Source organism: Microcoleus sp. C2D2, assembly GCF_036702495.1.
Classification (GTDB): Bacteria; Cyanobacteriota; Cyanobacteriia; order Cyanobacteriales; family Microcoleaceae; genus Microcoleus.
Genome location: NZ_JAUBTO010000122.1, coordinates 1 through 26,467, shown reverse-complemented (window position 1 = coordinate 26,467; position 26,467 = coordinate 1). Strand labels below are relative to the sequence as shown.

The following is a 26,467-nucleotide window of genomic DNA, read 5'->3' as shown; positions in this document are numbered from 1 at the left end:
GTAAGGTATCTGGGGGCTCCCGGTCAATGTCTCGGTTTGAACAAACTGCTGATTTGTTATCTGTGATTCAGACTTGTAGATTTCAAGGTAAAAGCGCAATGGCTTTTTTCCGTGATGCTATATCTGCCCATTCTTGTAACTTTTTCATGCCTTCTCTTATTCCCCAATCAAAGACCTGAATCCTTACAAAGTGAGTTACTTTTGTAAAGTTTTTATACGGTTTTCTGAAACGCTACTGGCAAGCCGGTGAAGAAGCCAGTAAACTTAAAATAATAAGTCAAGGTAGTGGCGATGAGAGGACAAGAAGCGCTGACCATAGTCGATCGGCTTTTACAAGCTGCTAACCACGGACAAAAACTTAACGATCTGCAATCTGCCGTATTTCTGGAAACTTGGGCGGAACATTCCTACTCGGAAATTGCCCAGCAGCTAGGTTACGAATACGACTACATCAAACAAGTGGGTTCGCACTTGTGGCGAAGTCTCTCCCAAATCTTGGGCGAACCAGTCTCCAAGCGCAATATTCAAGCTGTTGTGCGTCGCTACGAACAATCGCAACAAGCTAAGCAATATGACGGTGAAGCGATCGACTTTTCCCGGTTTTACGATCGTCAAGAGGAACTGCAAACGCTAGAAAGTTCGATGATTGAAGATCCCTATCCTTTAATGGGTACTTTTGGGTTCCTTGGTATCGGTAAAGCTTTCGGCTATATTACTTTTATAATTGTTGTCGGCAGCGATGGAGATAAATTTCAGCTACCCCATCAGCCGGATTTAAACGCACGCAATCCTCAAACAGTTGTGTAGCCTCGCGGAACTTTTCCCGATTGTAGAGCATCCAGGCACTTTCAAAAACTGTTTTCGCGATCGACTCAGCCGCTCGAATTTCCGGCAGTTTGCAGTCAGGACTTCAGTCTTTTTAACGAGCACTAAAGTCCTGACAAAAAATTTCTTGATGGTACCCGCCACGTGATTTATCCGTAGAATCAATCCCAAATCGAAAATCGAAAATCCTCAAGCCCCCGCATTTATCCGTGGGGTCAATCTAAAATCTAAAATCTAAAATCTAAAATCGATTGAGTGCGATCGCAATTCCCAATTACCAAGTATATTTATCACTCGACCATGCGATCGAGCTTTTCCTTAACCCACAAATCTAACAACGAGCGCAACAGAAACAAGCCGCCGAATCCCGAAATAGCAAAAGCTGCGATCGCCCCCGTTCGATATCCTCCCACCAGCAGCACTGCACCAGACAGAAACACAAAACCAGTTAGACAAGCAAAAATTAGAGTTTTTAGGGCTAAATTAATGCGTTTCAAAGCTCTTTCGCTCTCGATATTTCGCACTCTAATTTGCAGTTCGCCCTCTTCAATTCGCTGCTCCAAACGCTTGAGAAAAACTTGCGATTTGCTCGGCTGCCGTAACTTATATGTAATAAAACTTCGCGCTTGCCTTGCCAATTCTCCGATCGCATTTCCCCGCCCCTTGCTCACCGCAATACTCTTGACAAAAGGCTGAGCGGATGCTAGAAAATTGTAGTTAGGGTCGAGAGTTCTAGCAATGCCGTCGAGAGTCGTCACCGACTTGACAATAAACATCATTTCAGCAGGCAAGCGAAACGGTTGCTGCTCGAACATCATGTAAAGTTCGTTCTTAATTTCATTAAAAGCTTGAAAGTCGATCGGCTTATCAATAAACTTATCCAACAAAAAAGCAATCAGCCTGCGTACCGGCATCATATCCGGCATCGGCTCAACTAAGCCGATCTTAATTAAAGTATTGAGTACCTCGTCAGTATCCTTTCTGATCACAGCAAAAAAAGTCTTGACCATTTCGTCTTTAGCCAGAGACTTCACCTCAGCCATCATCCCAAAATCGTAAAAAATCAAGCTACCATCTTCTGTCACCGCCAAATTTCCCGGATGCGGGTCAGCTTGAAAAAAACCGTCAATTAACAACTGCTTCAAGTAACAGCAAATTCCGAGTTGATTGAGCTTCGCAATATCTACTCCAATCGCCTCTAAACTAATGCGGTCGTCCACCTTAATGCCTGGTGCGTATTCTAGAGTCAGCACTTTTTTAGTAGTGTATTGCCAGTAGACTTTCGGGACAATAACCTGAGGATATTCTCGAAAATTATGGCTGAAACGGTCGGAATTTTTACCTTCTTGCACGTAGTCAATTTCTTGATATAAAATCTTAAAAAACTCGTGATAAATAGATTCCAGATCGTACTTGCGCGTCCCAGGCAAATAGCGATCGCAAAAACGCAGGACTTGGCGCACGGCCTTGACATCCAAATCAAATAAACTTTCCAAACCCGGACGCTGCACCTTTACAATCACATCTTCCCCGGTGTGCAGCCTCGCTTTGTGCACCTGCCCCAGACTCGCAGCAGCGATCGGCAAAGGGTCAAAATCGCGGTACAAAGCATAAATATCCTTGCCTAACTCTGATTCTACAAGAGCGATCGCTTCTTCGGAACTAAACTCAGGAACCCGATCCTGCAACTGTTCGAGTTCCTTCACATACTCAAGCGGCAGCAAATCCGCCCGAGTCGAGAGAGACTGCCCGATTTTAATAAAAGTCGGGCCTAAATTCAGCAAAGTATTGACCAACCAATGAGCGCGAATTCTTCTAGTATGAGGAGAATTATTTTGCAGCAGTCCATCCCACCACAAAAAAAACATAAACTTTCCCGCCGCTGCAAAAATGTCTATTTGTCGTGCCAGCGGCGAATATTTAGAACGTTGCCAACGCAGGGTTTTAGGTGCAGCTTTTGTGAGCATAATATTGGCGATCGAGTTCTATGCACCGCGCGATTTTTAGGGGACAGTCTTGGAATCAGAAATCGGCTTCGATGTACAAAAATACTTCGTTGCCGGCCTTGGAAAGAGTTAAAAAACCCGGTTTCTTTGGTCGCGACTGCGTAATATCATCTCCGGTTATACAACCATAATTAAGTTCGCCCGCCCGGACGAAGAGTCCTGATTTATCCATAAACAGAGGACGGTCGTACTCACTACAAACACGCGCTAATTACGGGCAAATAACCAGACATGATATAAGTTCTAGGGAGTATCAGCAATGGAGAACCGGCAATTTAGGCGGGCAACCAGACAAACAAGTCAAAAAGGAGAATTTGGTAGCGTTTGCCACATTTCCAAATCTCCCTATAAAGGCAAGTCTTGTCGTTTCGCCTGTTCGCGGCCAATTGCCAGCCACTTCTCAACCTAACTATTCTCCTAGATTAGAGAGTTCCGCTGGAGATTGCGGCAGAGTCAGAGTAAAAGAGGTGCGCCACAACTCGTCAGTTTCAGAACTTTTTGCCGGACAGCTAGACACATCAATAGTACCATTCAAGTGCTGTACTAAACACTTTACCAGAGCCAGACCCAAACCCGTACCCGGGATAGCTTGGTCAGTAATGCCGGTGCCGCGGCGGAACTTGTCAAAGATGTGGGGCAAATCAGCCGCAGAAATGCCTGGCCCGAAATTAGAAATGGTCAGGACAATATAGCCGGCCGCCTCAGACGCCTCCAAAACTACCGCCGTTCCAGAAGCCGAGTATTTTCCAGCATTCGTCAGCAGTTCCAGCAGCACCCGCTTGAGACTGTCCGGGTCGGTTTCCCAGCAAGGGGTCAACTTGGGCAAATCCACCTTCAGAGTCAATTGCTTATCCGCCCACTGTTGCTCAAAATCCCCAGCTAAATCTTGAATTAAACCTTTGAGATCGATTTTGATTAGAGAAATAGGGACTTGCTGAGGCTCAAACTGCTTGAGGGTCAGCAAATCGTTAACCAGATCCGTTTCCTTAGAACACTGCTGCTCTAGAATGTCGAGATACTTAGCCCGGCTCGCTGACGGCCCTTCAGCTTGTTTGAGCATCAGAATCGCCAGCTTCATGATTGTTAAAGGGGTGCGCAACTCGTGACTCATAGTGCTGACAAACTCGTCTTTAATCAGCTTCAATTTGCGCAATTGCTCTAGTTGAATGGCAGATTGTTCGTAGAGTTTCGCCTGCAGGTCGAGACTTTGCTGCAACTGAGCGGTTCTGTCCAAGACTAGGGTTTGCGCTTCCTTGAGCGTCTGAGTTTGGATAATCGCCCTGCTCGCTTGAGCGCTGACTGATTCGAGAACTTCTAATTCTTCAGGGCTCCAAGCGCGCGGCTCGGAGTGCTGCAAAACCAAGAACCCCAAGACAGTTTCCTGGTAGCCACCGCCGGTGAGGGGAACCAGCAGCAAGCCGCGAATGCCTTGGAGTTTCAAGATTTCTGCTGCGCCCTCTTGTTCGTTGCCGATTAATTCGCCTGCGTCAGCGAGGGCGAGGGGTTTGGGTGCGCTGTGGAATGCTTTGTCGCACAAATTAGATTCCGACAGCAAAAAAGCGGGAGAGTTATTTGGTTTTGAGTTGGGGATTTTGGATTTGGAATTAGCAGTTTTCTCCTTGTTTTTTGTTTTGGATGTCGAGCTTTTTTTTCCGGCATCGCTTGGTGCTATTGCCTGTTTTTTTGCATTTTTTTTCAGAGCGGATTCGCCTACTAATTCGACTTTGACTTTGGGCGTTTGATTGGGGGAGCGAGTTTTAAATAGAGGGTCTGTATATTTCAATAGCAGGATTTGACCTCTATCTACTTCCAGGGTATCGACGGTATTTTCAATAACTTGCTGCAATATTCGATCGAGTTCGGAAGTTGTGTCGATCGATGCAGCAACTGACATGAGTAGATTTTTGTATTTAGCTTGTCGCTGTAACTGTTCGTTTAAGTTGGCAATTTCTTGAGTTTTTTGAATGTGAGAAATCGCGATGCCGATCGCATCCGATGCTGCTTCTAGGCGCTGCAGGTCGGTTACCGACCACTCGTGAGGGTGCGACTTACCAAGAATCATCATGCCATTTACAGCCCCTCCAAATCGGGCAGGTCCTGCCAAAATTGCCCGAAAAGGCAGCGGTGTCACAGGGAAATTGGGCGATGAAGATGCCAGACTATCTTGATAGTCGGATATCGCCACTCTCTCGCCGTTTGCTAGCACGTTTGCCCAGATGGGATGTTCTAGTGATATGCTAGGCGATTTTAATTTTGTGGTTTGGGAGTGTTCCGCTGTTTGAGTTGAATCCGCAGCAGCACCGGCTGCATTTTGGCGATCGCTCCAAAGTTGCCAGCAAGCATTCGGATTTACTACTTTCTGGTCAACCACAGCAGCAACCAAACACAAATCTGCCTGACAAGCAACCCCCAAAGTATTTGCTATTTGCAGCAGAATTTCTCGATCGAAGCTGGTCGCGAGAATTTGGCAAATTTGTTGCCCGAGGAGGGCAGGATCGACCGGGTAATGCATAAGACGATCCAGAAATTTTTGGACTGATACTGGTTCTGGGATTTGCGGTCAATGCCAAGTGAAAGACTCTGACGACGATCGGTCGATAAGCGCGTAAACTTTTGATTTCCTCGGCGATCGATCGTGGCAACCAAGCCTTTATTCTAAGATGTTTGAGCCTGGTCACCCTGCAAATATAGAACCTCTCCATAACTGTCGGCGTGAGTGTGATGAGCCTACTTTTTGTGTTTGCATACCCGGTAGGCCGCTCACTAGATAAGTGAAAATATACCCCGATCTGACTGACTTCTATTTTCGTGTTTTCTACCCTTCGATCTGTACGGGATGAACTTTACCATCCTTTACCGGATGAGAATAAATCCCATCCCCGCTAATTTTGACCGTTATTGGTAGCATAAAGCTTTTCTAGAGACCGCTTAATGATACCCGTCCCCTCACTCTGTCAATGTTTCCTATTTTAGTTTGTGATCCTAACAAATTTTTATTGTGATACAAATCTGCCGATCGAGTGACGCCGATCGCAAAAATTCAAAATCCCCAAATGATCACTCATAAAATAGCTGAGAGGAAAGCGAGTTTTTGCTCAAAAACTCATTTTTCACAACTTGCCGGAGCAGCACGGCACACTCTATTGTGAGATTTATCCCACTTACCTGCTTACTTATTTTGTGCTTCCTGTTGGGCTTTATCGCTATTTTGGCGGTAAAGTGCCGTCCGGTTCAGAGCCGTTGTATAGCGGGGATGCTTGGAGGGCACAGCGGCCATCAAATCCGAAGCTTGCTGCCACTTAGCAGCTACCACTAACCAATCCTCGCGAGATTGAGCGGTTTTGCTGTCGTTGGCTGCTTGCTCGGCGACTCGCACTGCTTGTGCAAAAGAGTCAACAGCAGAATTAACAGTCTCCTTAGAAATTTTCAAAGCAGGTTTTGCCTCCGAGGGAGCGGCATTGGCAATTGCTTGGGTGGTGGCTTGTGTGCTGTTGAGTTCTGGGGAATTGAGTCCTTTGTAGATGGCGGCCACTGCCGCGAGCAACAGCACGGTCAAGCTGATGCCGCCGACGATACCGCGCTGAAATTGCCGCGGTTCCTGCATCGAGCGATGTACAGCCATTCTCGGCAAAGCCCGCTTACCTGCTTGAGCTTGGCGTTCGTAATGGGCGGTGGCTAAACGCTTGAACAAATTAGGCTTTCTGAGTTTAATTTCTTGAGACCACAGCAGTTGATTCTCCGAATCGCGACTAATTTCTTCGAGCCACAGCAGTTGGTGTTCTCGGACAAGCCGGCTGTTGATTTTGACTCGGCGAATATTATAAGGCGAAATGCCCTCCAAAATTTCTTGGACTCGATCGACCAAGCTAGACTGTTCGAGCAGTTGGGGTGTGGCAGCTTCGCACAGCAGTTGCAGCACTCCCTCTGCAAACACGGCTCGGGCCCTCACCCCTACCTGTGCGAGTTCGTCATTAAGGATTTGAATAATCGATGCAACCGAGCCCTGGCGAGCTTGTCGAGCAATGTCATCTATTGGATTGGTCATCACAAATTTGGGTAGAAACCCCGTCCTTTTAGGACGGCTTTATATTAGAATGTAATTGGTCAACGACCCACCCGAGACGATGGATCGAACAGCCTATACGAGCGAAGTTCAGCCTTGTGCTGACGGCTTTCGCAAAATCGGTAGACCGGTTCAAGAGGATAGGGCAATGGAAGTCTAACCCTAGAATCAAAACTACGAAGAATTCCGTTTGGTATTCGACACGTAAAAACCGCTTTCTCTTGCGGGTTAGTCTGTGGAGCGAACATAAGACCAAAACTCTGAGGGTGGAGGCAGTTGCCTTCGAAGCAGAAACTTAAGTCGCGAGGCTTAAGAATCACCGTACCTTCAGGTCGGTGAGTATGTCAAAAAACTATCTTGACGCTTAGCAAGCTGTTAATTGTTAACCGAAAGTCTCGGATCTAATTTTTACCTACACCGCCGTAACGCTCCCACTAGATCGGTAATCCGATTAGTGGCCAGATGTAAGGCGGGTGATTTATGAAGGCATCCCCGACAATTGCTAACGGCAGGGTAACGCCCGGCGAGGATGTCCGAAGCATCACCAAAGTATTCCTTGATTTCCCCCAATTGTTCAGTCTGCGATCTAATATATTAGTGGTTGCGACCCGTCCACTCGGCTGACCACAACACGAAGTAGCAGTCATATGCTTGCGAAAGTAACTAGCGAGAGAAAGGGAGAAAGATTCCGGTCACTGGTTAGTCTTGCTCGAAGAACAAGGCGATAAAACATAATCCAAACAGGAATGTACGAAAAAACAATTAAACTGCTTGTGGAAGGCGAGCGGCTGCCTGGGTTCCTCTGTGTCGGGAGGATAAACGTCGAAAGATCAGAGATGCTGTGTAAGACCAATTTAAGCACGGGTTTAAAGGGGCAACGGCAGACGAGACGGGAAGCCCTAACTATATCGGTACTCCGATTAGTGATGGGTACTTCACTCATACAGGTTATCACTGACACTGCCAGGTTAAAATTAACAGATGCAAATCTTGCATACCGATCCACTTAAAATTATCGCCACAGCATTGAGCGAGGCTAACAGGAAATAAACTATGGGAAAAGTAATTAGCGGTCAAATTTTTGTTGTAGACGACAACATCGACACAGATCAAATTATCCCTGCCGAATACCTGACCCTGGTTCCCTCGAAGCCGGACGAGTACGAGAAACTAGGCAGTTACGCTATGATTGGGTTGCCCGATCGCTACGGTAAGTTTATCGAATCCGGTGAACAGAAAACCAGGTATCCGATTATAATAGCGGGCGAAAATTTTGGCTGCGGTTCTTCGCGGGAGCACGCTCCCATCGCTCTGGGGGCTGCAGGCGTCACAGCAGTGGTGGCTTTGTCTTACGCACGCATTTTCTTTCGCAATTGCTCGGCTACTGGCGAATTGTACCCGATCGAATCAGTTGAGCGGCTCTGCGACTTGTTTGTAACGGGGCAAGAAGTGACGATCGACTTTACAGCAGAGGTAATTGTCAACCACACTCTCGATCGAACTTTCTCGCTCAAACCTTTAGGAGAAGTAGGCCCGGTAATAGATGCCGGAGGGTTGTTTGACTACGCGCGCCAAACGGGAATGATTGCTGCTAAGTAAAGACTGCAAAGAAACCCGAGGGCAACTACGGGGGGATTGCCTACAAAAACCGGGTTTCTTGATTTTATTTTTTTTGATGTCTGCCTACTTTAATTTTGAAAGTTAGTAGTGCCTAACAAGTATAAGAATTACGCAAGTGGCTGATTTCTCTTGACTTGTAGGGTGCTCTACTACTTTCGTTATAGGGCGACGATCGAGAGTTTGAAATAGTAGAGTATCTTAATACTTGTGAGACTTGCGTAAGTCCTAAAGTAATGATACTTGCTAGAGTTTTGTGGGAACTCTGGCGTTACTGAGTGATATCATGTCCGGTCGAGGGACCGCGATTTTTGTAGGGGCGGGTTCACCAACCATACCTGGCAATAATTGACCATCTCAAAAACCCGCCCCGACCGGGATATTATGGTTAATCGATCGGACATGATATGAAGGTTTTCTTGGCTAGGGATCTGGATTTAGGGGAAGCAATCGGGGTCTCGGATCAGACAATTTTTGCAACAGAACCTGCTCCCTAGCTGTACCTCATCGGCTAACGCAACTATACTCACTTGCTAGAAATTTCTAAGGTCGATGTTTTCTTTACTTGAAAAGATCCCCTCCTGATATAGTCACAGGTTTACTGTCAGTCACTTTTCTTGGCTCGATCACATACGCACCGTCTGTATTCTTGGACACCTTTACATAGCGAAAACCATCTAGTTTTCCCTCACCAATAAGTTTACTCCAGTCATTTATGTTAACTCTGATTACGGCAGATGGACCGCAGCAGTTAGCCGTCATATCTTTTGTAATCACACCACTACTCCAACCAAGAATCGCACACTGGCTTTCGTACAATTGAGTAACAACGGTTGCTGCACCCGTATTTATTGTTTCGTTACTACAGTCAGCTAACGCTTTTTGCTGACCTAGTGATAGGGTCAAAGCCAGCACTAATAGCAATCCAACGAGCATCTTTCTCATTTTGCAAATTCTCCTAACTTTAAATTGACTTGACTTGTTGGTCTGCAAGTATGGTTCTTACATTTAGACCAAAGAAATTAACGGTAGCGATGCACGAACAAAGACACATCCATGCTTGCGAGGGGATATTTAGTGTCTACTCAGAGGAGGAAAATATATTTCGCCTTTGTAGGCATAAAAGTAGCCACTCTGTAACTAGCCACCACGCCGAGTCTAAACTCTTATGGAAGGAGGCTAGAAGTTGCTTTGGATGTATCTCATCAGCGCACGCAACGTCTATTATCTTTTCAGTATTTTTACGCAAATGCAAGGACTTTTCTGCCCTCGATCGTTAATATTTGCGATCGTCTTTCAGGGTCAAAAAACCTAAAATCTTCCTAGCGCCCGATTTCAACATCTTCAAGGATACCGAGGGCGTCGGGAACAAGGACGGCTGCCGAGTAGTAGGCGCTCACCAGATAGGAAATAATGGCCTTTTCGTTGATGCCCATGAATCGGACAGATAGGCCAGGTTGGTACTCGTCGGGGATACCAGTTTGGTGCAGGCCAATCACGCCCTGATCTTCCTCACCAGTCCGCAACACCAAGATAGAACTGGTCAGGTTCTTGGTAATTGGGATCTTGTTACAGGGAAGAATGGGTACATTGCGCCAAGTGATTACCTTGATCCCATCCATGTCAATGCTTGGTGGATAGATGCCCCGGCGGTTGCACTCCCGGCTGAAGGCGGCAATAGTTCGGGGATGAGCTAGGAAAAATTTCGGCTTCCTCCGACGAGTAATCAATTCATCAAGATCGTCGGGGGTGGGAGGACCGCTGCGGGTGTAGATACGCTGTTTCAGGTCAGCATTGTGCAGCAACCCGAATTCCCGGTTATTGATCAAATCGTGTTCTTGCCGTTCCCGCAAAGCCTCAACGGTCAGCCGCAATTGTTGTTCAGTCTGATTCATCGGTTCATTGTACAGATCCGCAACGCGAGTATTCACCCGCAACACAGTCTGGGCAACGCTCAATGGATATTCCCGGGGCGAGATTTCGTAATCAACGAAAGTCCCTGGCAACTGGGTTTCCGCAAGATGACCGGCAGACAACACGATCGCAGCTTCGCCCTGCTTGTTTTGTGGTTGTTGGGCACGAGTCCTAAACAGTTCGACCTGAGCCTGCAACGCCCCCGACTGGTTGAGCAACTCCCGAAACGCCTGTTGTGGTAGCGCCAATACCGTGCATCGGGTAACAGCCTTGATTGTGAACTTCCAAGTGCTTTCTGACTCCACCAACACTCGATCGCCGAAATGGTCGCCATCTGCCAGCATATCCAGCAAAGGTTCATCGCCATACTTGCCAACACCAATCTTGTTCACCCTGCCGTGAGCGATCGCGAAAAGCCGATCGGCTGCCTGACCTGCCTGCACTATGATGTCACCAGGCGCGAACTCCTGTTGCACAAACCTACTAGCCAACGCGCTCAACACCCCAGTGTCGTTAAACCCTCGCAGCAATGGCAACTGACAAAGTTCTTGGGGAATCACCTCCACTACCGATCCGGTATTGGTGAAACTTAGTTTCCCATCAGCCACCGTATAGGTCAATCGACGGTTCACCCGATAAGTACCACCCTTCGTCTCCACCCACGGCAACATCTTCAACAACCATCGCGAGGTGATTTCCTGCATCTGCGGTGCAGATTTGGTTGTTGTTGCCAAATTTCTGGCGGCCGCTGTACCCAAACTCAGGTGGCGCTGGTGACGATCAACATCTAAACCGGGCTCATTAGAATACGTCATTACCTCAACCTCTAGTTACTCACAAAAATGCCTGCTCAAATAGTTAAGAGGTTAAAGCCACAACACTTTTGTCAATGAGTAATTACGCTTAAATTCGATCGTAATTGCTCATTGACAAAAGCCGTTTACCTTAACATCTCATATCAAATCCGTTAGCATCGGAATAGTAAATTCGAGTTCACTGTTGACGGTTGACTGTTCACGGCGTCAACAGTCAACCGTCAACAGTCAACAGTCAACATCATTCCGGTGTAACCGGAAATGATATCAGGAATGCTTAGCGCCCGATTTCGACATCTTCCAGAATGCCGAGTGCGTCGGGGACGAGGACGGCTGCAGAGTAGTAGGCGGTGACCAGGTAGGAGATAATAGCCTTTTCGCTAATGCCCATGAAGCGGACAGAGAGGCTGGGTTGGTATTCGTCGGGGATACCCGTTTGATGTAAGCCGATCACCCCTTGTTTTTCCAGACCGGTGCGCATCAAGAGGATAGAACTGGTGCGGGCATTGGTGATGGGGATCTTGCTGCAGGGAAATATGGGTACGCCGCGCCAAGCCGTAACCTGAACGCCGTTGATATCTATGCTTGATGGATAGAGGCCCTGGCGGTTGAGTTCCCGACCGAAGGCAGCGATCGTCCGCGGGTGAGCTAGGAAGAACGATGGCTCCTTCCATACCGTAGCCAGCAGTTCGTCGAGGTCGTCGGGGGTGGGTGTGCCACCGCGGGAGTAGATGCGCTGTTTGAGGTCAGCGTTGTGCAACAACCCAAAATCGGGGTTGTTGATCATTTCGTCTTCTTGACGTTCGCGCAATGCCTCGACGGTCAGCCGCAGTTGTTGTTCAGTCTGGTTCATCGGGTCGTTGTACAGATCGGCTACCCGGGTACTGATCCGCAACACGGTTTGGGCGAGGCTCAATTCATATTCCCGGGGTGCCATCTCGTAATCAACGAAGGTTCCTGCCAATGGAGACTCTTCAGCATGACCTGTTGCTACCTCAATGGCGGCTTCACCTTCGGCTGTCTGTGGCTGTCTCAGGCGATCGCGGAACTTCTCAACATGAGTTCGCAAACCCTCGGACTGGTCGATCAGCCTCTCAAACACTTGTTGCGTCATCGTCAAAACTGTGCATCTGGTAATCGCCTTGAGGGTGTACTGCCAGGTGTCCTCGGACTGCACCACAGTTCGATCGCCGAAATAGTCGCCGTCGGCTAGCACATCGAACACGATTTGCTCGTCATACTTCCCAATACCAATCTTGTTCACCTTACCGTGAGCAATCAGGATCACCCGATCGGCGGGCTGACCAATCTCGACGATCGTGTCCCCGGCGGCGTACTCCCGCTGCACAAACTGGTTTGCCAACGCAGTCAACACCTCAATGTTGTCAAACCCTCTGAGCAAGGGCAACTCCGTAAGTTCTTGGGGAATCACCTGCACCGCGGTTCCAGTGTTGGTGAAAGTGACTCGTCCATCACCGACGGTATAGGTCAACCGACGGTTGACTCGAAACACACCACCCTTCGTCTCCACCCACGGCAACAGTTTCAACAACCACCGCGATGTAATCTCTTGCATCTGCGGTTGAGACTTGGTCGTCGTCGCCAAATTACGCGCCGCTGCTGTACCCAAACTCAGGTGGCGCTGGTGCCGCTCAACATCATCACGGGAATCATTAGAATAGGTCACAACTTAATCCTCTAATTTCTAGTTATTCAAAAAACAATCCGCTCTTCATTGACTGAATGCTGACAAAAGAACCCACAGCAGCAAAATCTCTTCTGCTACCACTTAAGAGTGCTCTCAATTGCTCGATCGAATATTGTCCAAAGGACTCCCAGCACTGACCAACGAGCTGATACGTGCAGCCGAGGTTCCTAGCCCTGTCGGACCACTAAGCAGGCGCACTACTGGCGAAGCACTATTACGCAATTCAAATTCCTTATAGCGGTCTACCGTTTTATGCCACCTGACTATGCCGCACATCCAATTTTCTAATTTCTCAACATACCCGAGCAATTTCTTGCGGGTACTTGGATCCAGGTTAAAATCGTCGAACAGGGCAGGCAATTCAGTGGCAACAATGTGTTGAAATTGTTGCGCCCGCGCGGTCATCAGATTGTTCACAATCTCGACAGCCTGGGATATATCGCAGTTGAGGAAATTCTGCACAACCAGCACGCAGTTATGGACTTCGCCCTCAAATTCAATTTCTTTCTGGTAGGAGAAGATGTCGTTAGTGAAACAGGCAAAGTCGGCAGCAGAATTCTCCAGCGATCGCATTGACCGGGTGCTGTAAATCTCCATAGGAATCTCACTTCCCTGGGATAGTCGAGACAGGCTCATCGTCAAATCCGAGCCAAAGGTCTTCCGACGCATCTCGATATAATCTATGGGGTCTGGAATCCGATTTTGGATCTGGTTGGCAAGTTCCCACACCCAACTGTCAGTCATATCCTGAATCGCGCGGCGGAACAGAGTCCGCGCGGTGAGGGACATCGGACCTGCCGTGCGAGACCAAATATCTGCCAAGCCCCGTTCCACCGGATTAGTCGGCACGGCGGGGGGGGTGGAGTCGTCTAGAGGCATGAACGCCGATAGTCTGGCGTTGAACACTGTCGCACCAGCCATGTCGCGATTATTCCCGTAGATTGCTGGGAAGTAATCGTCGGCATAGGTTCCCCACACCAGCCAGCACGCTGTCAGATTCAGCTCATGAGCAGACCCTTTGGGATGGATCAACGCACCGCATAAGGCCACGTCGGCAGCATCGAACTTGCGGTCATTCCAGATGAAGGCATCAGGAATGCCTGGTAGCGAGTCCAGTATCCCCATCCGGCGCGCCCATTCCTTGGAATGGTTCCGGGCCTGAGGCAGATTGGGATTCACAGTGGTAGAGAACGGCATATAAAACTTCGGCAGTTTTACTGGACCCACAGCCTGGTATGGAACGTGAGTAAAGCTCTTAAACCTTCCCAAACCCAAGGCGCTGTATAACGAGCCAATCCGCGCAGCCGATGTGCCTAGCCCTGTGGGTCCCCCCAGAATTAGCGTAGGTGTCGGAGAATTGTCCGCTGCCTGGTTCATGTAGCGGCTCGACCTCATGTGCCACTCGTGGCCGCCGGACTGCCAGTCCTGAAGTCCTTTGATGTATAACATCACGCTCATGCGGGCCGCGGGGTCTAGTCCGTGCTCCTCAAACAGGCTAGGCAACTCGGTTACAGCAGTGTTATCAAACTGGTACAACCGCGAGCTGAGCAGTTCGTTGGTGAGGTTGGCCGCCTCTTGGGTACTCACCTTCAGGAAGCGCTCCAAGACCAACACGCAGTTGGCGTTCTCGCCTTCATCTTCGACTTCTCTCTGGTAGGAGAACAGGTCGTTGCGAAGGTGAACTGCATCGGCAAATGTGTCTTTGAGCACGCGCATTGGCCGTGTGGCGGCAATTGTAGCCGGAACCTCTACAAATACGGCGTGTTCGATGAGATCCGCTGACCACGGTGCGCCGCCAACCTTGCGGCGCATTTCGATGTACTCGATCGGGTTGGAGACCCGATTCTGGTTGATATTGGCGAGTTCCCACAAAGACTCTTCCAGGAGGTTCTTGGTACTCTCGGAGAACCGAAGCCGCCAGTCCACAGACTTAGTAAACGCAGTCCGAGACCACAGGTCGGCCAAGCCGCGTTCCACCGGATTGGTGGGAGGGGGAAGGGTTTCGGTGGGGTGTATCGGCATAAACGCCCGCAGTCGGTGAAGGTAGTGCTTCGCACCCTTCATGTCTTTGGTTCGCTTATAGATTTCCAGGAAGTGATCGTCGAAGAAAAATACCCAGACATACCAGTCGGTTATGAGGTCAAGTTCTGGACTTGGTGCATCTGGATGGGTATAGGAACAAAGCAATGCGTAGTCGTGGGAGTCAAATTTGTGTTCATCCCAGATAGGCTCGCCTTGCGATTCTGCTGCTGAGTCAAGTATCCCCATCTCGTAGGCCCACGCCTTGGAATGCACTCGCGCCGCTTCCAGGTTTGGGTTGAGTCGCGCCGGCCAAGGCATATAAAATTCGGGCAGTTTAAAGGGTTGCATTATCTTCGCATCACCTTCTTTTGACTCTTCTTGCTATTTTTTGCCTACCAACAACTAAGGTGTGGCGGTTGGCGAGCATTCTCGCCACCCTAGCCAGGTTTGATATGTGGTTGGTGTGCGGACTGTACTCTACGCTATTTCATATCGACAGTAGCGATCGAGTCAATAAAACTTAACAAAATACGTTGGTGAGGAATACCAAAAGGTCGCACATCTCTTGACTGCTCTGAATAGCATTTGCCGGCCCGAATATCAGACGGCGCTAACAACTTCATATCCCAACCCTCAAGCAAAACTAAATCTTTGACATCCGCACTAAGTTGTGCATGAAAAACGTAGCGAACAACATCTGCTTCTGTATCGCAACAAAAAAGAGAGACACTTGCAGGAGCATAACTAATTTCTTCTATCAATTCCCGCAAAACAGCCACTTCCGGCGTTTCTCCCGGTTCCAAGTGTCCGCCAAACAAACCCCAATGTCCGGGATACCTGATATTAGGAATATCGTCCCGCAACTGGCAAAGAAACTTGCCGTCTTGGTACAAAATCGCGATCGCAACGTGAATTTTAGTCATCAGGAAGGAAGAAGAAAGAGGGGAGAAGTTGGTGTATAGCCTTTCTCAGTAACATGAGGTGCTCTAGCGGGCTGACGGGCATAGGCCTGGTGTGGGCATCTGTTGCGAGCGGTGTGTACCTCATTTTATTGAGAACCGCTATAGTAGGGGCAGGTTTACCCTAATCTGTAATATAAATAAAAGAGCCGATAAACCCGCCCATACCGCGATATTATCGTCTATAAACTTTCAGCATAAATAAACATACCCATCTCGATTGGGCGCAAGTACAAACCTTTAATTTTTATGAAATGGACGTACTTAATTATTGAAACAAATTAGCATATTCCTATTTTTATTTATTTGCCGCTGGAGTGCGCTTTAATTGTTCCATTTCCTCAACATAAACTTCACCTAAATCCTTTCCTGCCAATTCCTTCAGAGTAATACTCTTGTAGCGGACTTCTCCCTTGAGCAACACTTCATCGCCAAGCTGCGGCAAAGCTTGGTTAGTTAAAACCCAAATAGTACCGGTACCGTCTTGAAGTTGATAAGCCGCATTCCCCACAAACGGAGCACGATTTTCCACCTTTCCCCGGAGATACACTTCAGAATCCACTTGCGGCTTTTGTTGAATGTCGCCAATGCTAGCCACATTAAAGCCAAGATTGAGTTGAGACAGAGGTAAATTGCCACAACTGAAAAAACCGCTGGCGAGGACTAGCGACAAAGAGCCGGTGCAGAATCTTTGAACCCAAACTTGCTTAATTGCAGTAGTCATTGGTCAAATGATTAGAGATTTGAGATACGACTTACTTTAACAGAATCCAAAGAATCGATCGCAAGTAAGAAATTTCTCTACTGTAGTCCTTGACGGGGATTAAGCTAAAATCTAAAATCGTCAGCCCCTAACCCAGAGTCTACAATGGATGCCAAAACTGCTCAAATACTAGATGGCAAAGCTTTAGCGACAAAGATTCAAAGCGAGCTGAGCGATCGAGTCCGCGCCCTACAACCCCAAAAGGGGCGTCCTCCGGGACTTGCGGTGCTGATGGTAGGGGACAACCCGGCCAGCGCTGCTTACGTGCGCAACAAAGAGCGAGCCTGCGCTAAGGTTGGCATAGCTTCCTTCGGCCAGCATTACCCTGCAAACGTTACTCAAGCCGAACTAGAACTTGCAATTCATGCACTCAACGAGGACGATCGAGTAGATGGCATTTTAGTGCAATTACCGCTACCAGAACGCTTAGATGCAATTGCGCTGCTGTACCAAATTGCCCCCGACAAAGATGCTGACGGACTTCACCCTGTAAATTTAGGCCGTCTCGTGCGCGGGGAAGAAGGTTTGCGGAGTTGTACTCCCGCCGGAGTGATGCGGTTATTGCAGGAATACCAGATTGATTTAAAAGGAAAAAATGCCGTTGTTTTGGGACGGAGTATTTTGGTAGGAAAACCGATGGCGCTGATGCTGTTAGAAGCCGATTGTACTGTTACTGTAGCTCATTCGCGGACGCAAAACCTAGAATCGATTACCAATCAAGCCGATATTTTAATAGCCGCCGTCGGCCGCACAGAAATGATTACAGCTAATATGGTCAAACCTGGATCGGTAGTAATTGATGTCGGTATTAACCGCGTCGTCAATCCAGACGGTACGAGCCGTTTGGTCGGAGATGTGGACTTTGATGCTGTTAAAACCGTAGCCGAATTTATCACACCGGTGCCGGGAGGAATCGGGCCGATGACTGTTGCTATGCTTTTGGAAAATACCGTTTCGAGTTATATTGAATACGGTTGTAATTGAATAGGGGCAAATGTGAGCCAGTATTAGCTCAATTAGTAGGGTTGACGCACAGTAAATAGTTTGCTTATTTTCGCTCATGTCTGCTACTATTCTCTACCTGGCATACGTACCACTCAGAAAAGCGGTCGAATGGATGGGCTTGCATCCACACACAGACAAGAAAATATGCAGACAAAGGGAAGATCAAAAGCATCAAAAACGAAGCAGGGCAAAGACTCTACGATGTCGAGTCCTATCAGCGCGGTGCAACTAGAACTACCGTTGTTTGCGAATGTTGAGTCAGTTCACCTTCACAGCGAGATGACCTCGCTAGACTTGTTGAATTCATGCAGCAGCAATATCCAGACGCCGAAATCATCCAAGATGTCGGCTCAGGACTCAACTTCAAAAGGAAAGGACTGCAAGCCCTACTGGTCAGATTTATGCGCGGCGAACAGCTCACGATTGTTGTTGCCTGTCGCGACAGATTGTGTAGATTCGGATTTGAACTATTCGAGTTTATGGCAGAACAAAACGGTGGAAAAATCGTGGTTCTCGACCGAATTGTTTACTGCCCGGAAACCGAACTCACAAACGATCTTCTTGCCATCTTTCACGTCTTCAGTTGCAGAAGGCACTCCCGGCGAAGTTATAGCAAGAAAATCAACGAAGATCCGTCTCTTCCTAAATCCTGAGCAAAAAGCGCTAATCAAGCAGTGGTTTGGCGTGAGTCGTTTTGTCTACAACACGACTATCAAATACTTGCAAGAACCAGGCACAAAAGCTAGTTGGATGGCAATCAAAACCGGAATACTCAACAGTTTGCCAGAATGGGCAAAGCCTGTACCTTTCCAAATCAAATCAATCGCCATCAAAGATGCTTGCTTAGCCGTCAAAGCAGCTAAACAGGGATTCAGCAAAGACGGTCTAATCCGCCAATGCAAATTTCGGAGTAGAAAAGATACCAAGCAGTCTATTTATGTACCAAAAACGGCAATAAAAGACTGTGGTGTTTACCATTCAATCCTAGGTAAGTGTCGAATAAAAGAAGCCCTACCTGCAACTTTCAGCGATGGCAGGCTGACTCTTGCCTATGGCGAGTATTACCTAATCGTTTCTGAAGAAGTGCAACAAGTTAAGACTGATAAACAAGGTCGGCTGGTTGCCTTAGATCCCGGTGTCCGCACGTTCATCACATTTTTTAGTGAAGATTCTTATGGCTGGCTAGGAAATGATTCTAATTTGCACATTCAAAAATTGTGTTTTCGTTTGGACAAATTGGTGTCAAAGATTTCTAAAGCTCCTAGCCAGCAGAAAAGAAGATTCAAGAAAGCAGCCAGCATACTTCGTTGTAAAATAAAGAATTTGGTTAAAGAATTACATCATAAAACAGCTAGATTCTTAGTTGATAATTTCGATGTAATTCTACTACCCACGTTTGAGACTTCTCAAATGGTGTGTAAGTCCCGCCGTAAATTAAAAAATAAAACGGTGAGACAAATGTTAACCCTAAGCCATTACGAGTTTAAAGCCTTTCTCAAGTGGAAAGCTTGGGAAAATTCAAAACTTGTAATTGATTGCAACGAAGCGTATACATCGAAGACTGTTTCATGGACGGGCGAAATTGTTCAAAATCTAGGTGGTGCTAGAGCTATCACGTCTCAAGCCACTGGGTTGAAAATGGATCGGGATCTAAATGGTGCTCGTGGGATTTTCCTTCGGGCATTGGTTGATGCACCTTTGTTAAGAGATTCTCTTAACTTATATATTTGTTAGCATTTGTTAGCAAAAAAGTATCGGTTAGTAATCTATCAACACACAAAGATTTTAGCTATGGCTTTAAAACCGGATGCGTCAGGGATAATGCGCTTAATTGGCGACAGCACCTCGGAATTCATTCAACTTTTTCCTGGGGATCTAACCAACTTCCCTTTAGGAGCTTGGACCCTCGATGGCGACGATACAGTAGATGGCTCAGGGGCTAGCGAGTTAATCCTGGGAAATCAAGGGGAAGATATTCTCAGAGGTTTTGCAGGCAACGATTCTGTATTTGGGGGAAAAGGAAGAGATGGCTTGTTTGGAGGGGAGGGGAATGACTCCCTCAGCGGTGGTCTAGAGGCTGATAGGCTTCTTGGAGGATCTGGCGATGATATTTTATTGGGGGGGATAGGCAATGATTTGTTATCCGACGGAGAGGGGAATAACACTCTGTTTGGCGGCTTGGGCAGAGACTTCTTCGAGTGTGGGTTTGACAATAATAATTTATGCGTTCTGGGAATAGATCCTGCCACTACAGATATCAATTCTAGTGATATAATCGAACGTTTCGATCCTGATTTAGATCGCATTGGATTAGCGAGTGACTTAACGGTCAATGATATAGTGTTGGAGCCAGTACAGAATGTGGCATTAACATATACGTTCGATGGGCCGCAAGCTTTACAACCAATACTCCCTCCAGGTCCGCTCGGCGCACTTAGCGGACCTGCTTCAGGAGCTCAACCCAGAGGCGGAATTACGGGAGTTTATTCAGGAACTCTAATCAGAGTCAAGAATTCTAACGCGATTTTAGGTTTTGTACAGGATGTAACGCCTAATGAACTACAAAGCAGGATTGTTTCCGTTCAGGGTTTCTAAGTTCAGGACAATCACTGGTGGCATGACAAACTTATCATATTGTTAGCCACAAATTAACTCCTGATATTTACAGGGCTTACGCAGAAACGCTAGTAAGCTGTCGCGCATTTAAATTGTATATTCAGGGCGGGCGGGACACCCCACAAGACTTTAATTTTTTTTGACCTACAATTTAAATGCCGCAACAGCTTAGTAGGGTGCGTATTTCGCACCTTACTACTATCGGTAGTGTAAAAATTGGCTGTGCAGCGTAAATCCTGTAAAATTCTTTACTCTTTTAGTCCGCTTGGAGTGGATGAAAGTTGGTGTAGTAACGATTTCAAGCTTCGATAGAAATCATTAATCACTAAGATTTACGGTGAGGAATTTTTGACAGCAACAACGCGAATTCGGCGATAATCTGCAATCCAATTACCATCGCGGTACAGCGCCGGCCGCAAACGCTCTGCAACTGCGTTAATTACGTGCGATCGCACACGATCGGACAACCCCGACAAAAACCCACCAGCAAACATCTCAATCCAATTTACCATACCCGCGCTGCCACCTTCTAGAGGAGTCGGGCGATCGAACAAAACCGCATAACGCACATCAAATCCCTGCTTTTCCAAAAGCCCAGCATACTCGCCAATACTCGGAAAATACCAAGGATTAAGCGCTTCAGGCTCCTCGCAGCCAATTTCTGACAAAACACTCAAAAGTGCGCGGACGATCGCCCCCACATTCCCCTTACCGCCAAACTCAGCCACAAAACGCCCTCCCGGCTTCAGCGCTTTTCCCACACAATCGATCGCAGCATCCGGCTGTTTAATCCAGTGCAAAGCCGCATTAGAAAACACCGCATCTAACGGCTCTTCAACTTGAAAACTCCTCGCATCTGCGGCAGAGAAGTTAATGTGAGGATAGTTAACCTTTGCCGTAGAAATCATCGACAAAGAGGAATCAATACCTTGCACAAAAGCACCACTTTGAGCAATCTTTTCAGTTAACTGCCCCGTACCGCAGCCCAAATCCAGAATTTGTTCACCAGCCTTCGGAGCCAGTAACTCCACAATTGATTCACCGTACTGCCAAACAAAAGCATGATTTTTCTCATAAAGAGCAGAATTCCAAAAAAATTGTGACATCTCTTCTCTTCTTTCCTCTTCTTTTCTCATCTCTTCGCGTTCTTCGCGCCTTCGCGGTTCGTTATTAAATTATTTGCCAGCAAGCAGACCAATTCCATCCCCCTCAATACGGCAAACCCTAATATTTTCCAAAACCCGCGCTCCCTGCTTTTCATAAAAAGCAATTCCCGGCGCATTGGCAGGATTAACAGTCCATTCCATACGCCCGCAATTTGTGGACTCAGCAATTTGTGCCAAATACTTTAACAGCGCTGTCCCGACTCCCATACCGCGCATAGGAGCTTGCACAAATAAATCATCAAGCCAAAGGCACCGCTGCGTCAATAAACTTGAATAGGAGGAATAAAAAAGAGCAAATCCTACCGCTTTTCCCGCAACTTCCGCCAACAAAACCCGTACTAGCGGAGGCTGGCAAAACAACGTTTGCTGCAATTTATATGCTGTTGCTGCCAACAAATTTTTACAGCCATCAAACTCGCTTTTTTGCGAAATAAAATCCACGATTAATTCCAAATCTGCCAGATCTGCTTCTCTAATTTTGATATCCAAATTAGCCATTGTTTAATTCTCAACTTTGCCTATTAATCACTGTATGAAATATCATCCTCAATGTCCAATATATGTTTAAGTAACCACTTATACTTTTAAAATATCAATCATTGGAACCTATGGAACTTCGGCATTTGCGTTATTTCATTGCAGTTGCAGAGGAACTGAATTTCACTCGTGCAGCAGAAAAACTGCATATGGCCCAACCTCCGCTGAGCCAACAAATCCAGCATTTAGAGGCAGAATTGGGGTTTCAACTGTTTCGCCGCACCAAGCGGACGGTGCATTTAACGGCAGCGGGACAGGTTTTTTTCGAGGAAGCCGGGAAAATTCTGCAGCAAGTCGATCGAGCAATTCAACTCGGCCGACAAACCAGCCGGGGCGAACTCGGCCAACTGACGGTCGGCTTTGTGAGTTCCTCCGCCCACAACGTGGTTCCAGCGATTTTGCAGGCCTTTCGCACTCGGTGTCCCGCCGTTAAGCTGGAACTGCACGAACTGACGACAAACGAACAGTTGCAGCGGCTGCGGTTCGGGCAAATTGATATCGGCTTCGTGCGTCCTCCGGTTGAGGAAGACGGGATAAATTCTGAAATCGTTTTTCGAGAACCGCTGATCGCGGCACTGCCAGAAACGCATCATTTGGTCGATCGCGCGCATCTTGAATTACGCGAACTTTCCACGGAACCGTTCATCCTATTTCCCCGTTCCCTGGCTCCGGGGCTGTACGATCCGATCGTCAGTCTTTGTCAGCAAGCAGGTTTTAGCCCGATCGCGGCTCAAGAAGCAATTCAAATGCAAACCATTGTGAGTCTGGTAGCCGCCGAGATGGGAGTGGCGATCGTCCCGGCGTCGATGCAAAATTTCCAGCGCAGCGGGGTTGTTTACAAAGCGTTGCCAGAATCAACCTGCATTGTGGCGATCGCTCTAATTTGGCGCAGCGATCCAACGGCGGCGGTGCAGCGGTTTTTGGAAGTCGCCAGACAGCAGCAGCGCATTTGAGATTTGAAATTTGAGATTGTAAATTTTAGATTGACTGGTAATTTCACAAAGTTATCAAAACTCAAAGATTTTCTGTGCAACAACACCCGTAGAATGATTAATTGATGCTCGGAGTTCGAGCAACTACCGCCGTAAAAGTCGGCACGATCCGACCCCAACGGCTCAGAATATCCCACATAATTATTCAGTACAAGAGAGCAAGGGATGGTATTGGCAACAGAAATGGGTTCGTCCCAACCGGAATCCTCTTTCGACATATCTACTTATCTAGCCAAGCGAAAAGAGGCGATCGAGGTAGCTCTCGACAGTGCACTCCCGGTCATCTACCCAGAGAAAATTTACGAAGCAATGCGCTACTCGCTGCTAGCGGGGGGCAAGCGCGTGCGTCCGATCCTGTGTCTCGCTAGCTGCGAACTGGTCGGCGGCACTACATCTATGGCAATGCCCACAGCTTGCGCTATGGAAATGATCCACACCATGTCGCTGATCCACGACGATTTGCCGGCAATGGACAATGACGACTACCGGCGCGGCAAACTGACGAACCACAAAGTCTACGGCGAGGATATCGCCATTTTGGCTGGCGATGCTTTGTTGACCTATGCTTTTGAATTTATCGCCACTAAAACTGAGAACGTACCCCCCCAGCAGGTGTTGCAGACGATCGCCCATTTGGGTCGCGCTGCCGGGGCTGGTGGACTCATAGGCGGTCAGGTGGTTGACGTGGAATCGGAAGGAAAGACAGATGTTTCTCTGGAAACTTTGAATTACATTCACGCTCACAAAACAGGCGCGCTGTTAGAGGCTTGCGTAGTTTGTGGGGCAATTCTGGCATCTGCATCTGAGGCAGATTTGCAGCGGCTGTCTCGTTTCGCTAAAAATATTGGGCTGGCTTTTCAGATAATTGACGACATTCTGGATATTACTGCTACCCAAGAAGAACTGGGCAAAACTGCTGGCAAAGATGTTCAAGCAGGAAAAGTCACTTTTCCCAGTTTGTGGGGAATTGATGAGTCTCGGCGCCAAGCTTCGCAGCTTGTTGCTGATGCTAAAGCTCAATTGGCAGTGTTTGGGAGCAAAGCTCTACCGCTGCTGGCGATCGCCGATTTTATTACCAGCCGCAGTAACTAGAAATACCAAACACTATGCAGGAAATTTGCAGCGGCATTTTAAACAATCATGTACTCATGGTTGCTTTGCTCGCTTGTCTGGCAGCTCAGATCATGAAGCTGCCGATCGAGTTGGTCAAAAATCGCAAGTTTAATCTTCGGTATTTGGTAACAACGGGGGGAATGCCCAGCGCTCACTCGTCTTTTGTGGGCGCTTTGGCTGCTGGAGTGGGACAAACGATGGGATGGGAAAGTCCGGAGTTTGCGATCGCTGCGATCTTTGCAATTATTGTGATGTACGACGCAGCAGGCGTCCGCCAAGCGGCAGGCAAGCAAGCTCGCATCCTCAACCAAATTATTGACGAGTTTTTTGAGGAAGATCACAACCTTAATGAGGCTCGCCTGAAAGAGTTGCTGGGACACACTCCTTTTCAAGTGCTTGTCGGTTTGGGGCTGGGAATCACTATTGCTTGGATCGCAGGGCCTGCATATTAAGTTTTAAGTACGCAGTAAATTTGGGGCAGTGGTGTTTTTTGACGAGTTGGAGGTATAAGTTGGCGGCGGGGATTAATAGTTCGGCAACTCATCCGTCTCTAGCTCAGAAAAGCACCCGAACTTTTTGGAAGTTTATGGCAATGCCTATTCCCTAATTAAGCACTTCAAAAAGTTCAAAAAGTTTTTTCACTTCCCACTCCTTGGAATTGTTTTGCTATGCTCCAAAGACTATACGTACACAACTTCAGATGCCTAGAAAACTTTGAACTGCCCATAAAGGGGATGCCATCTGCTCTCTTGATTGGAAAAAATGGTGCAGGTAAATCAACTATTGCCTCTGCATTAGAAGTCCTTCAGAATATTTGTCGAGGCATCAATAGAATGCGCGACCTTGAAAAACTTAACCTTATTAGCTCGAAAGATTTCGCTCGTGGAAGGTCTGATGTTCCGATCCGGTTTGAAATAGAAGTATTACTCGAAGATAAATTATACAAATATGTCCTTGCCTTAGATTTACCAGAAAAATTTAGAGAGCTTCGAGTTTTTGAAGAGCAACTGCTAGTTGCAGGAGATCCAATTTACTCTCGAAAAGAAGCCCAAGTCACTCTTCACACCAGCTCCCCAAATCGTGAAGCTCAGTTTCGGGTAGATTGGCATCTTGTTGCCCTGCCCGTAATTCAGGAGCAATCTGAGACCGATCCGCTTCATATTTTCAAGACTTGGCTGGCTCGCACGATCATTTTAGCCCCGATTCCCAGCTTAATTACTGGAGACTCAAACGGTGAAACTTTGGAGCCAAAGCGAGATGGTTCAAACTTTGGGGAGTGGGTTTCGGGCTTACTGAGTCGCTATCCTGCCGCCTACACACAGGTTGATAAATATCTCCGAGAAGTCATGCCTGACATTCAGGATTTTCTGAATGAACTAATCGGCAAAGACTCGAAAAGCATGATTGTTCGGTTTGAAGCAAATAATGCGAATCTGAGTATTGAATTTAATGACTTATCTGACGGGGAAAAATGCTTTTTTCTTTGCGCTGTTGTCTTGGCTGCTAACAAATTTTATGGCCCACTTTTTTGCTTCTGGGACGAGCCAGATAACTATCTATCCTTATCGGAGGTTGGACATTTTGTAATGTCTCTGCGACGCTCATTTAAAAATAGCGGTCAAATCTTAGTGACATCGCATAATCCTGAAGCAATCCGCAAGTTTTCAAATGAAAATACCTTTGTATTAGATCGCAAAAGCCACTTAGAGCCAACTTTAGTCAGACCGCTGAGTGAGATGTCTGTTAAAGGCGACCTGATAAATGCCTTGATTGGTGGCGACATAGAGCTATGACTAATAAGTATCAACCGCACATTCATGTGTTGGCAGAAGATGATGCTAATCGCCAGATTGCCAACGGATTTCTTCTCGGGCCAAACCTTAATAACCGTGCTGTTAAAGTCCTGCCACTTCCTGGGGGTTGGAAAAAAACTGTGGAGGAATTCACGAAGGAGTATGCCCCTGAAATGCGACAATTACGACACAGAATGATGGTTTTGCTCATTGATTTCGATGATAATGAAAATCGGTTGAGTTATGTAGAAAGTCATATTCCAGATGATCTAAAAGCAAGAGTATTCGTGCTGGGAGTGCTATCTGAACCAGAGAATCTAAGGACAGACATCAAAAAGACTTTTGAGGAGATTGGAGAAGCTCTTGCAAAAGATTGTTCTGACAACACAAATGAGTTATGGGGACATACTCTTCTCAAACACAACAAAGGAGAATTAGATCGTATGGCTTCATCTGTAAAACCATTTCTCTTTAAATAAATAGGGCTTGCTGAATAAGTAAGAAAACAGCATTTAGAAAGATGAATGAACTCGCGACTCCCTTGATAATATAA

Annotated in this window: 21 protein-coding genes and 1 pseudogene; 11 read left to right on the top strand and 11 right to left on the bottom strand. The window is 47.3% G+C overall.

Features of this window, described 5'->3' with window-relative positions:
- Both QUB61_RS29215 and QUB61_RS29210 read left to right on the top strand, forming a co-directional pair.
- Window positions 1-179, top strand: a pseudogene (locus tag QUB61_RS29215) (IS66 family transposase); the annotation flags it as partial.
- A gap of 112 nt (window positions 180-291) precedes the next feature.
- Window positions 292-807, top strand: coding sequence for a hypothetical protein (locus tag QUB61_RS29210; RefSeq protein ID WP_333133415.1), 516 nt, complete (start codon window positions 292-294; stop codon window positions 805-807).
- Between the two features lie 308 nt (window positions 808-1,115).
- On the opposite strand, the gene QUB61_RS29205 is transcribed toward QUB61_RS29210, so the two are convergent.
- The 3 genes from QUB61_RS29205 to QUB61_RS29195 form a co-directional block, all read right to left on the bottom strand.
- Window positions 1,116-2,792: an AarF/ABC1/UbiB kinase family protein gene (locus QUB61_RS29205; RefSeq protein WP_333133416.1), complete on the bottom strand. Its 1,677-nt coding sequence runs from the start codon at window positions 2,790-2,792 to the stop codon at window positions 1,116-1,118.
- 448 nt (window positions 2,793-3,240) lie between these two features.
- A complete protein-coding gene (locus QUB61_RS29200) occupies window positions 3,241-5,343 on the bottom strand; it encodes a GAF domain-containing sensor histidine kinase (protein ID WP_333133417.1) in 2,103 nt (700 codons plus the stop codon).
- Between the two features lie 657 nt (window positions 5,344-6,000).
- Complete coding sequence (locus tag QUB61_RS29195; protein WP_333133418.1) at window positions 6,001-6,876, bottom strand: hypothetical protein; 876 nt, start codon at window positions 6,874-6,876, stop codon at window positions 6,001-6,003.
- 1,071 nt (window positions 6,877-7,947) lie between these two features.
- On the opposite strand from QUB61_RS29195, the gene QUB61_RS29190 reads away from it, so the two are divergent.
- Window positions 7,948-8,493, top strand: a complete 546-nt coding sequence (locus tag QUB61_RS29190; RefSeq protein WP_333133419.1) for a LeuD/DmdB family oxidoreductase small subunit — start codon at window positions 7,948-7,950, stop codon at window positions 8,491-8,493.
- Window positions 8,494-9,072: 579 nt separating this feature from the next.
- Here the strand turns inward: QUB61_RS29190 and QUB61_RS29185 are convergent.
- The 6 genes from QUB61_RS29185 to QUB61_RS29160 all read right to left on the bottom strand — a co-directional run bounded on the left by QUB61_RS29185 (window position 9,073) and on the right by QUB61_RS29160 (window position 16,653).
- Window positions 9,073-9,456, bottom strand: a complete 384-nt coding sequence (locus QUB61_RS29185; protein ID WP_333133420.1) for a hypothetical protein — start codon at window positions 9,454-9,456, stop codon at window positions 9,073-9,075.
- Between the two features lie 377 nt (window positions 9,457-9,833).
- Entirely contained in the window at window positions 9,834-11,240 is a 1,407-nt protein-coding gene (locus QUB61_RS29180) for a family 2B encapsulin nanocompartment shell protein (RefSeq protein ID WP_333133421.1), read from the bottom strand.
- A 277-nt stretch (window positions 11,241-11,517) separates the two neighbouring features.
- The gene (locus QUB61_RS29175) at window positions 11,518-12,927 is read right to left on the bottom strand and encodes a family 2B encapsulin nanocompartment shell protein (protein ID WP_333133422.1); all 1,410 of its coding nucleotides are present in this window, start codon (window positions 12,925-12,927) and stop codon (window positions 11,518-11,520) included.
- Window positions 12,928-13,041: 114 nt separating this feature from the next.
- Window positions 13,042-15,318: a family 2 encapsulin nanocompartment cargo protein terpene cyclase gene (locus QUB61_RS29170; protein WP_333133423.1), complete on the bottom strand. Its 2,277-nt coding sequence runs from the start codon at window positions 15,316-15,318 to the stop codon at window positions 13,042-13,044.
- Between the two features lie 134 nt (window positions 15,319-15,452).
- Window positions 15,453-15,893, bottom strand: a complete 441-nt coding sequence (locus QUB61_RS29165; protein WP_333133424.1) for an NUDIX hydrolase — start codon at window positions 15,891-15,893, stop codon at window positions 15,453-15,455.
- A gap of 334 nt (window positions 15,894-16,227) precedes the next feature.
- A complete protein-coding gene (locus QUB61_RS29160; RefSeq protein WP_333133425.1) occupies window positions 16,228-16,653 on the bottom strand; it encodes a DNA-binding protein in 426 nt (141 codons plus the stop codon).
- Window positions 16,654-16,797: 144 nt separating this feature from the next.
- Between QUB61_RS29160 and folD the strand changes: the two genes are divergently transcribed.
- The 3 genes from folD (at window position 16,798) to QUB61_RS29140 (ending at window position 20,292) form a co-directional block, all read left to right on the top strand.
- Window positions 16,798-17,676 carry a bifunctional methylenetetrahydrofolate dehydrogenase/methenyltetrahydrofolate cyclohydrolase FolD gene (gene folD / locus QUB61_RS29155; RefSeq protein WP_333133426.1) on the top strand — a complete coding sequence of 293 codons (879 nt, stop codon included), beginning with the start codon at window positions 16,798-16,800 and terminating at the stop codon, window positions 17,674-17,676.
- 129 nt (window positions 17,677-17,805) lie between these two features.
- Complete coding sequence (locus tag QUB61_RS40135) at window positions 17,806-19,431, top strand: RNA-guided endonuclease InsQ/TnpB family protein (RefSeq protein WP_445300294.1); 1,626 nt, start codon at window positions 17,806-17,808, stop codon at window positions 19,429-19,431.
- 57 nt (window positions 19,432-19,488) lie between these two features.
- Window positions 19,489-20,292 (top strand): calcium-binding protein, encoded by an 804-nt coding sequence (locus tag QUB61_RS29140; RefSeq protein WP_333133429.1) that lies wholly within the window; start codon window positions 19,489-19,491, stop codon window positions 20,290-20,292.
- Between the two features lie 353 nt (window positions 20,293-20,645).
- Here QUB61_RS29140 and QUB61_RS29135 read toward each other — a convergent pair whose 3' ends face one another.
- The gene (locus tag QUB61_RS29135; protein ID WP_333133430.1) at window positions 20,646-21,449 is read right to left on the bottom strand and encodes a methyltransferase domain-containing protein; all 804 of its coding nucleotides are present in this window, start codon (window positions 21,447-21,449) and stop codon (window positions 20,646-20,648) included.
- Between the two features lie 39 nt (window positions 21,450-21,488).
- Entirely contained in the window at window positions 21,489-21,977 is a 489-nt protein-coding gene (locus tag QUB61_RS29130) for a GNAT family N-acetyltransferase (protein ID WP_333133431.1), read from the bottom strand.
- 110 nt (window positions 21,978-22,087) lie between these two features.
- Here QUB61_RS29130 and QUB61_RS29125 point away from each other — a divergent pair, with 110 nt between their 5' ends.
- The 5 genes from QUB61_RS29125 to QUB61_RS29105 all read left to right on the top strand — a co-directional run bounded on the left by QUB61_RS29125 (window position 22,088) and on the right by QUB61_RS29105 (window position 26,393).
- Window positions 22,088-22,969: a LysR family transcriptional regulator gene (locus QUB61_RS29125; protein ID WP_333133432.1), complete on the top strand. Its 882-nt coding sequence runs from the start codon at window positions 22,088-22,090 to the stop codon at window positions 22,967-22,969.
- Window positions 22,970-23,173: 204 nt separating this feature from the next.
- On the top strand, window positions 23,174-24,100 hold the full coding sequence (gene crtE / locus QUB61_RS29120) for a geranylgeranyl diphosphate synthase CrtE (protein ID WP_333133433.1): 927 nt from the start codon (window positions 23,174-23,176) through the stop codon (window positions 24,098-24,100).
- 14 nt (window positions 24,101-24,114) lie between these two features.
- Window positions 24,115-24,573, top strand: a complete 459-nt coding sequence (locus tag QUB61_RS29115; protein WP_333133434.1) for a divergent PAP2 family protein — start codon at window positions 24,115-24,117, stop codon at window positions 24,571-24,573.
- 216 nt (window positions 24,574-24,789) lie between these two features.
- The gene (locus QUB61_RS29110; RefSeq protein WP_333133435.1) at window positions 24,790-25,914 is read left to right on the top strand and encodes an AAA family ATPase; all 1,125 of its coding nucleotides are present in this window, start codon (window positions 24,790-24,792) and stop codon (window positions 25,912-25,914) included.
- Complete coding sequence (locus QUB61_RS29105) at window positions 25,911-26,393, top strand: hypothetical protein (RefSeq protein ID WP_333133436.1); 483 nt, start codon at window positions 25,911-25,913, stop codon at window positions 26,391-26,393. The genes QUB61_RS29110 and QUB61_RS29105 overlap by 4 nt, the downstream gene beginning before the upstream one ends.
- The last annotated feature ends 74 nt before the right edge of the window (window positions 26,394-26,467 follow it).

Coding starts and splice junctions, on each gene's coding strand:
- QUB61_RS29130 (WP_333133431.1), bottom strand. CDS start 21,977: ATGGCTAATTTGGATATCAAAATTAGAGAAGCAGATCTGGCAGATTTG.
- QUB61_RS29205 (WP_333133416.1), bottom strand. CDS start 2,792: ATGCTCACAAAAGCTGCACCTAAAACCCTGCGTTGGCAACGTTCTAAA.
- folD (WP_333133426.1), top strand. CDS start 16,798: ATGGATGCCAAAACTGCTCAAATACTAGATGGCAAAGCTTTAGCGACA.
- QUB61_RS29180 (WP_333133421.1), bottom strand. CDS start 11,240: ATGACGTATTCTAATGAGCCCGGTTTAGATGTTGATCGTCACCAGCGC.
- QUB61_RS29115 (WP_333133434.1), top strand. CDS start 24,115: ATGCAGGAAATTTGCAGCGGCATTTTAAACAATCATGTACTCATGGTT.
- QUB61_RS29195 (WP_333133418.1), bottom strand. CDS start 6,876: ATGACCAATCCAATAGATGACATTGCTCGACAAGCTCGCCAGGGCTCG.
- QUB61_RS29125 (WP_333133432.1), top strand. CDS start 22,088: ATGGAACTTCGGCATTTGCGTTATTTCATTGCAGTTGCAGAGGAACTG.
- QUB61_RS40135 (WP_445300294.1), top strand. CDS start 17,806: ATGGATGGGCTTGCATCCACACACAGACAAGAAAATATGCAGACAAAG.
- QUB61_RS29135 (WP_333133430.1), bottom strand. CDS start 21,449: ATGAGAAAAGAAGAGGAAAGAAGAGAAGAGATGTCACAATTTTTTTGG.
- QUB61_RS29160 (WP_333133425.1), bottom strand. CDS start 16,653: ATGACTACTGCAATTAAGCAAGTTTGGGTTCAAAGATTCTGCACCGGC.
- QUB61_RS29105 (WP_333133436.1), top strand. CDS start 25,911: ATGACTAATAAGTATCAACCGCACATTCATGTGTTGGCAGAAGATGAT.
- QUB61_RS29170 (WP_333133423.1), bottom strand. CDS start 15,318: ATGCAACCCTTTAAACTGCCCGAATTTTATATGCCTTGGCCGGCGCGA.
- QUB61_RS29185 (WP_333133420.1), bottom strand. CDS start 9,456: ATGAGAAAGATGCTCGTTGGATTGCTATTAGTGCTGGCTTTGACCCTA.
- QUB61_RS29110 (WP_333133435.1), top strand. CDS start 24,790: ATGCTCCAAAGACTATACGTACACAACTTCAGATGCCTAGAAAACTTT.
- QUB61_RS29200 (WP_333133417.1), bottom strand. CDS start 5,343: ATGCATTACCCGGTCGATCCTGCCCTCCTCGGGCAACAAATTTGCCAA.
- QUB61_RS29165 (WP_333133424.1), bottom strand. CDS start 15,893: ATGACTAAAATTCACGTTGCGATCGCGATTTTGTACCAAGACGGCAAG.
- QUB61_RS29210 (WP_333133415.1), top strand. CDS start 292: ATGAGAGGACAAGAAGCGCTGACCATAGTCGATCGGCTTTTACAAGCT.
- QUB61_RS29140 (WP_333133429.1), top strand. CDS start 19,489: ATGGCTTTAAAACCGGATGCGTCAGGGATAATGCGCTTAATTGGCGAC.
- crtE (WP_333133433.1), top strand. CDS start 23,174: ATGGTATTGGCAACAGAAATGGGTTCGTCCCAACCGGAATCCTCTTTC.
- QUB61_RS29190 (WP_333133419.1), top strand. CDS start 7,948: ATGGGAAAAGTAATTAGCGGTCAAATTTTTGTTGTAGACGACAACATC.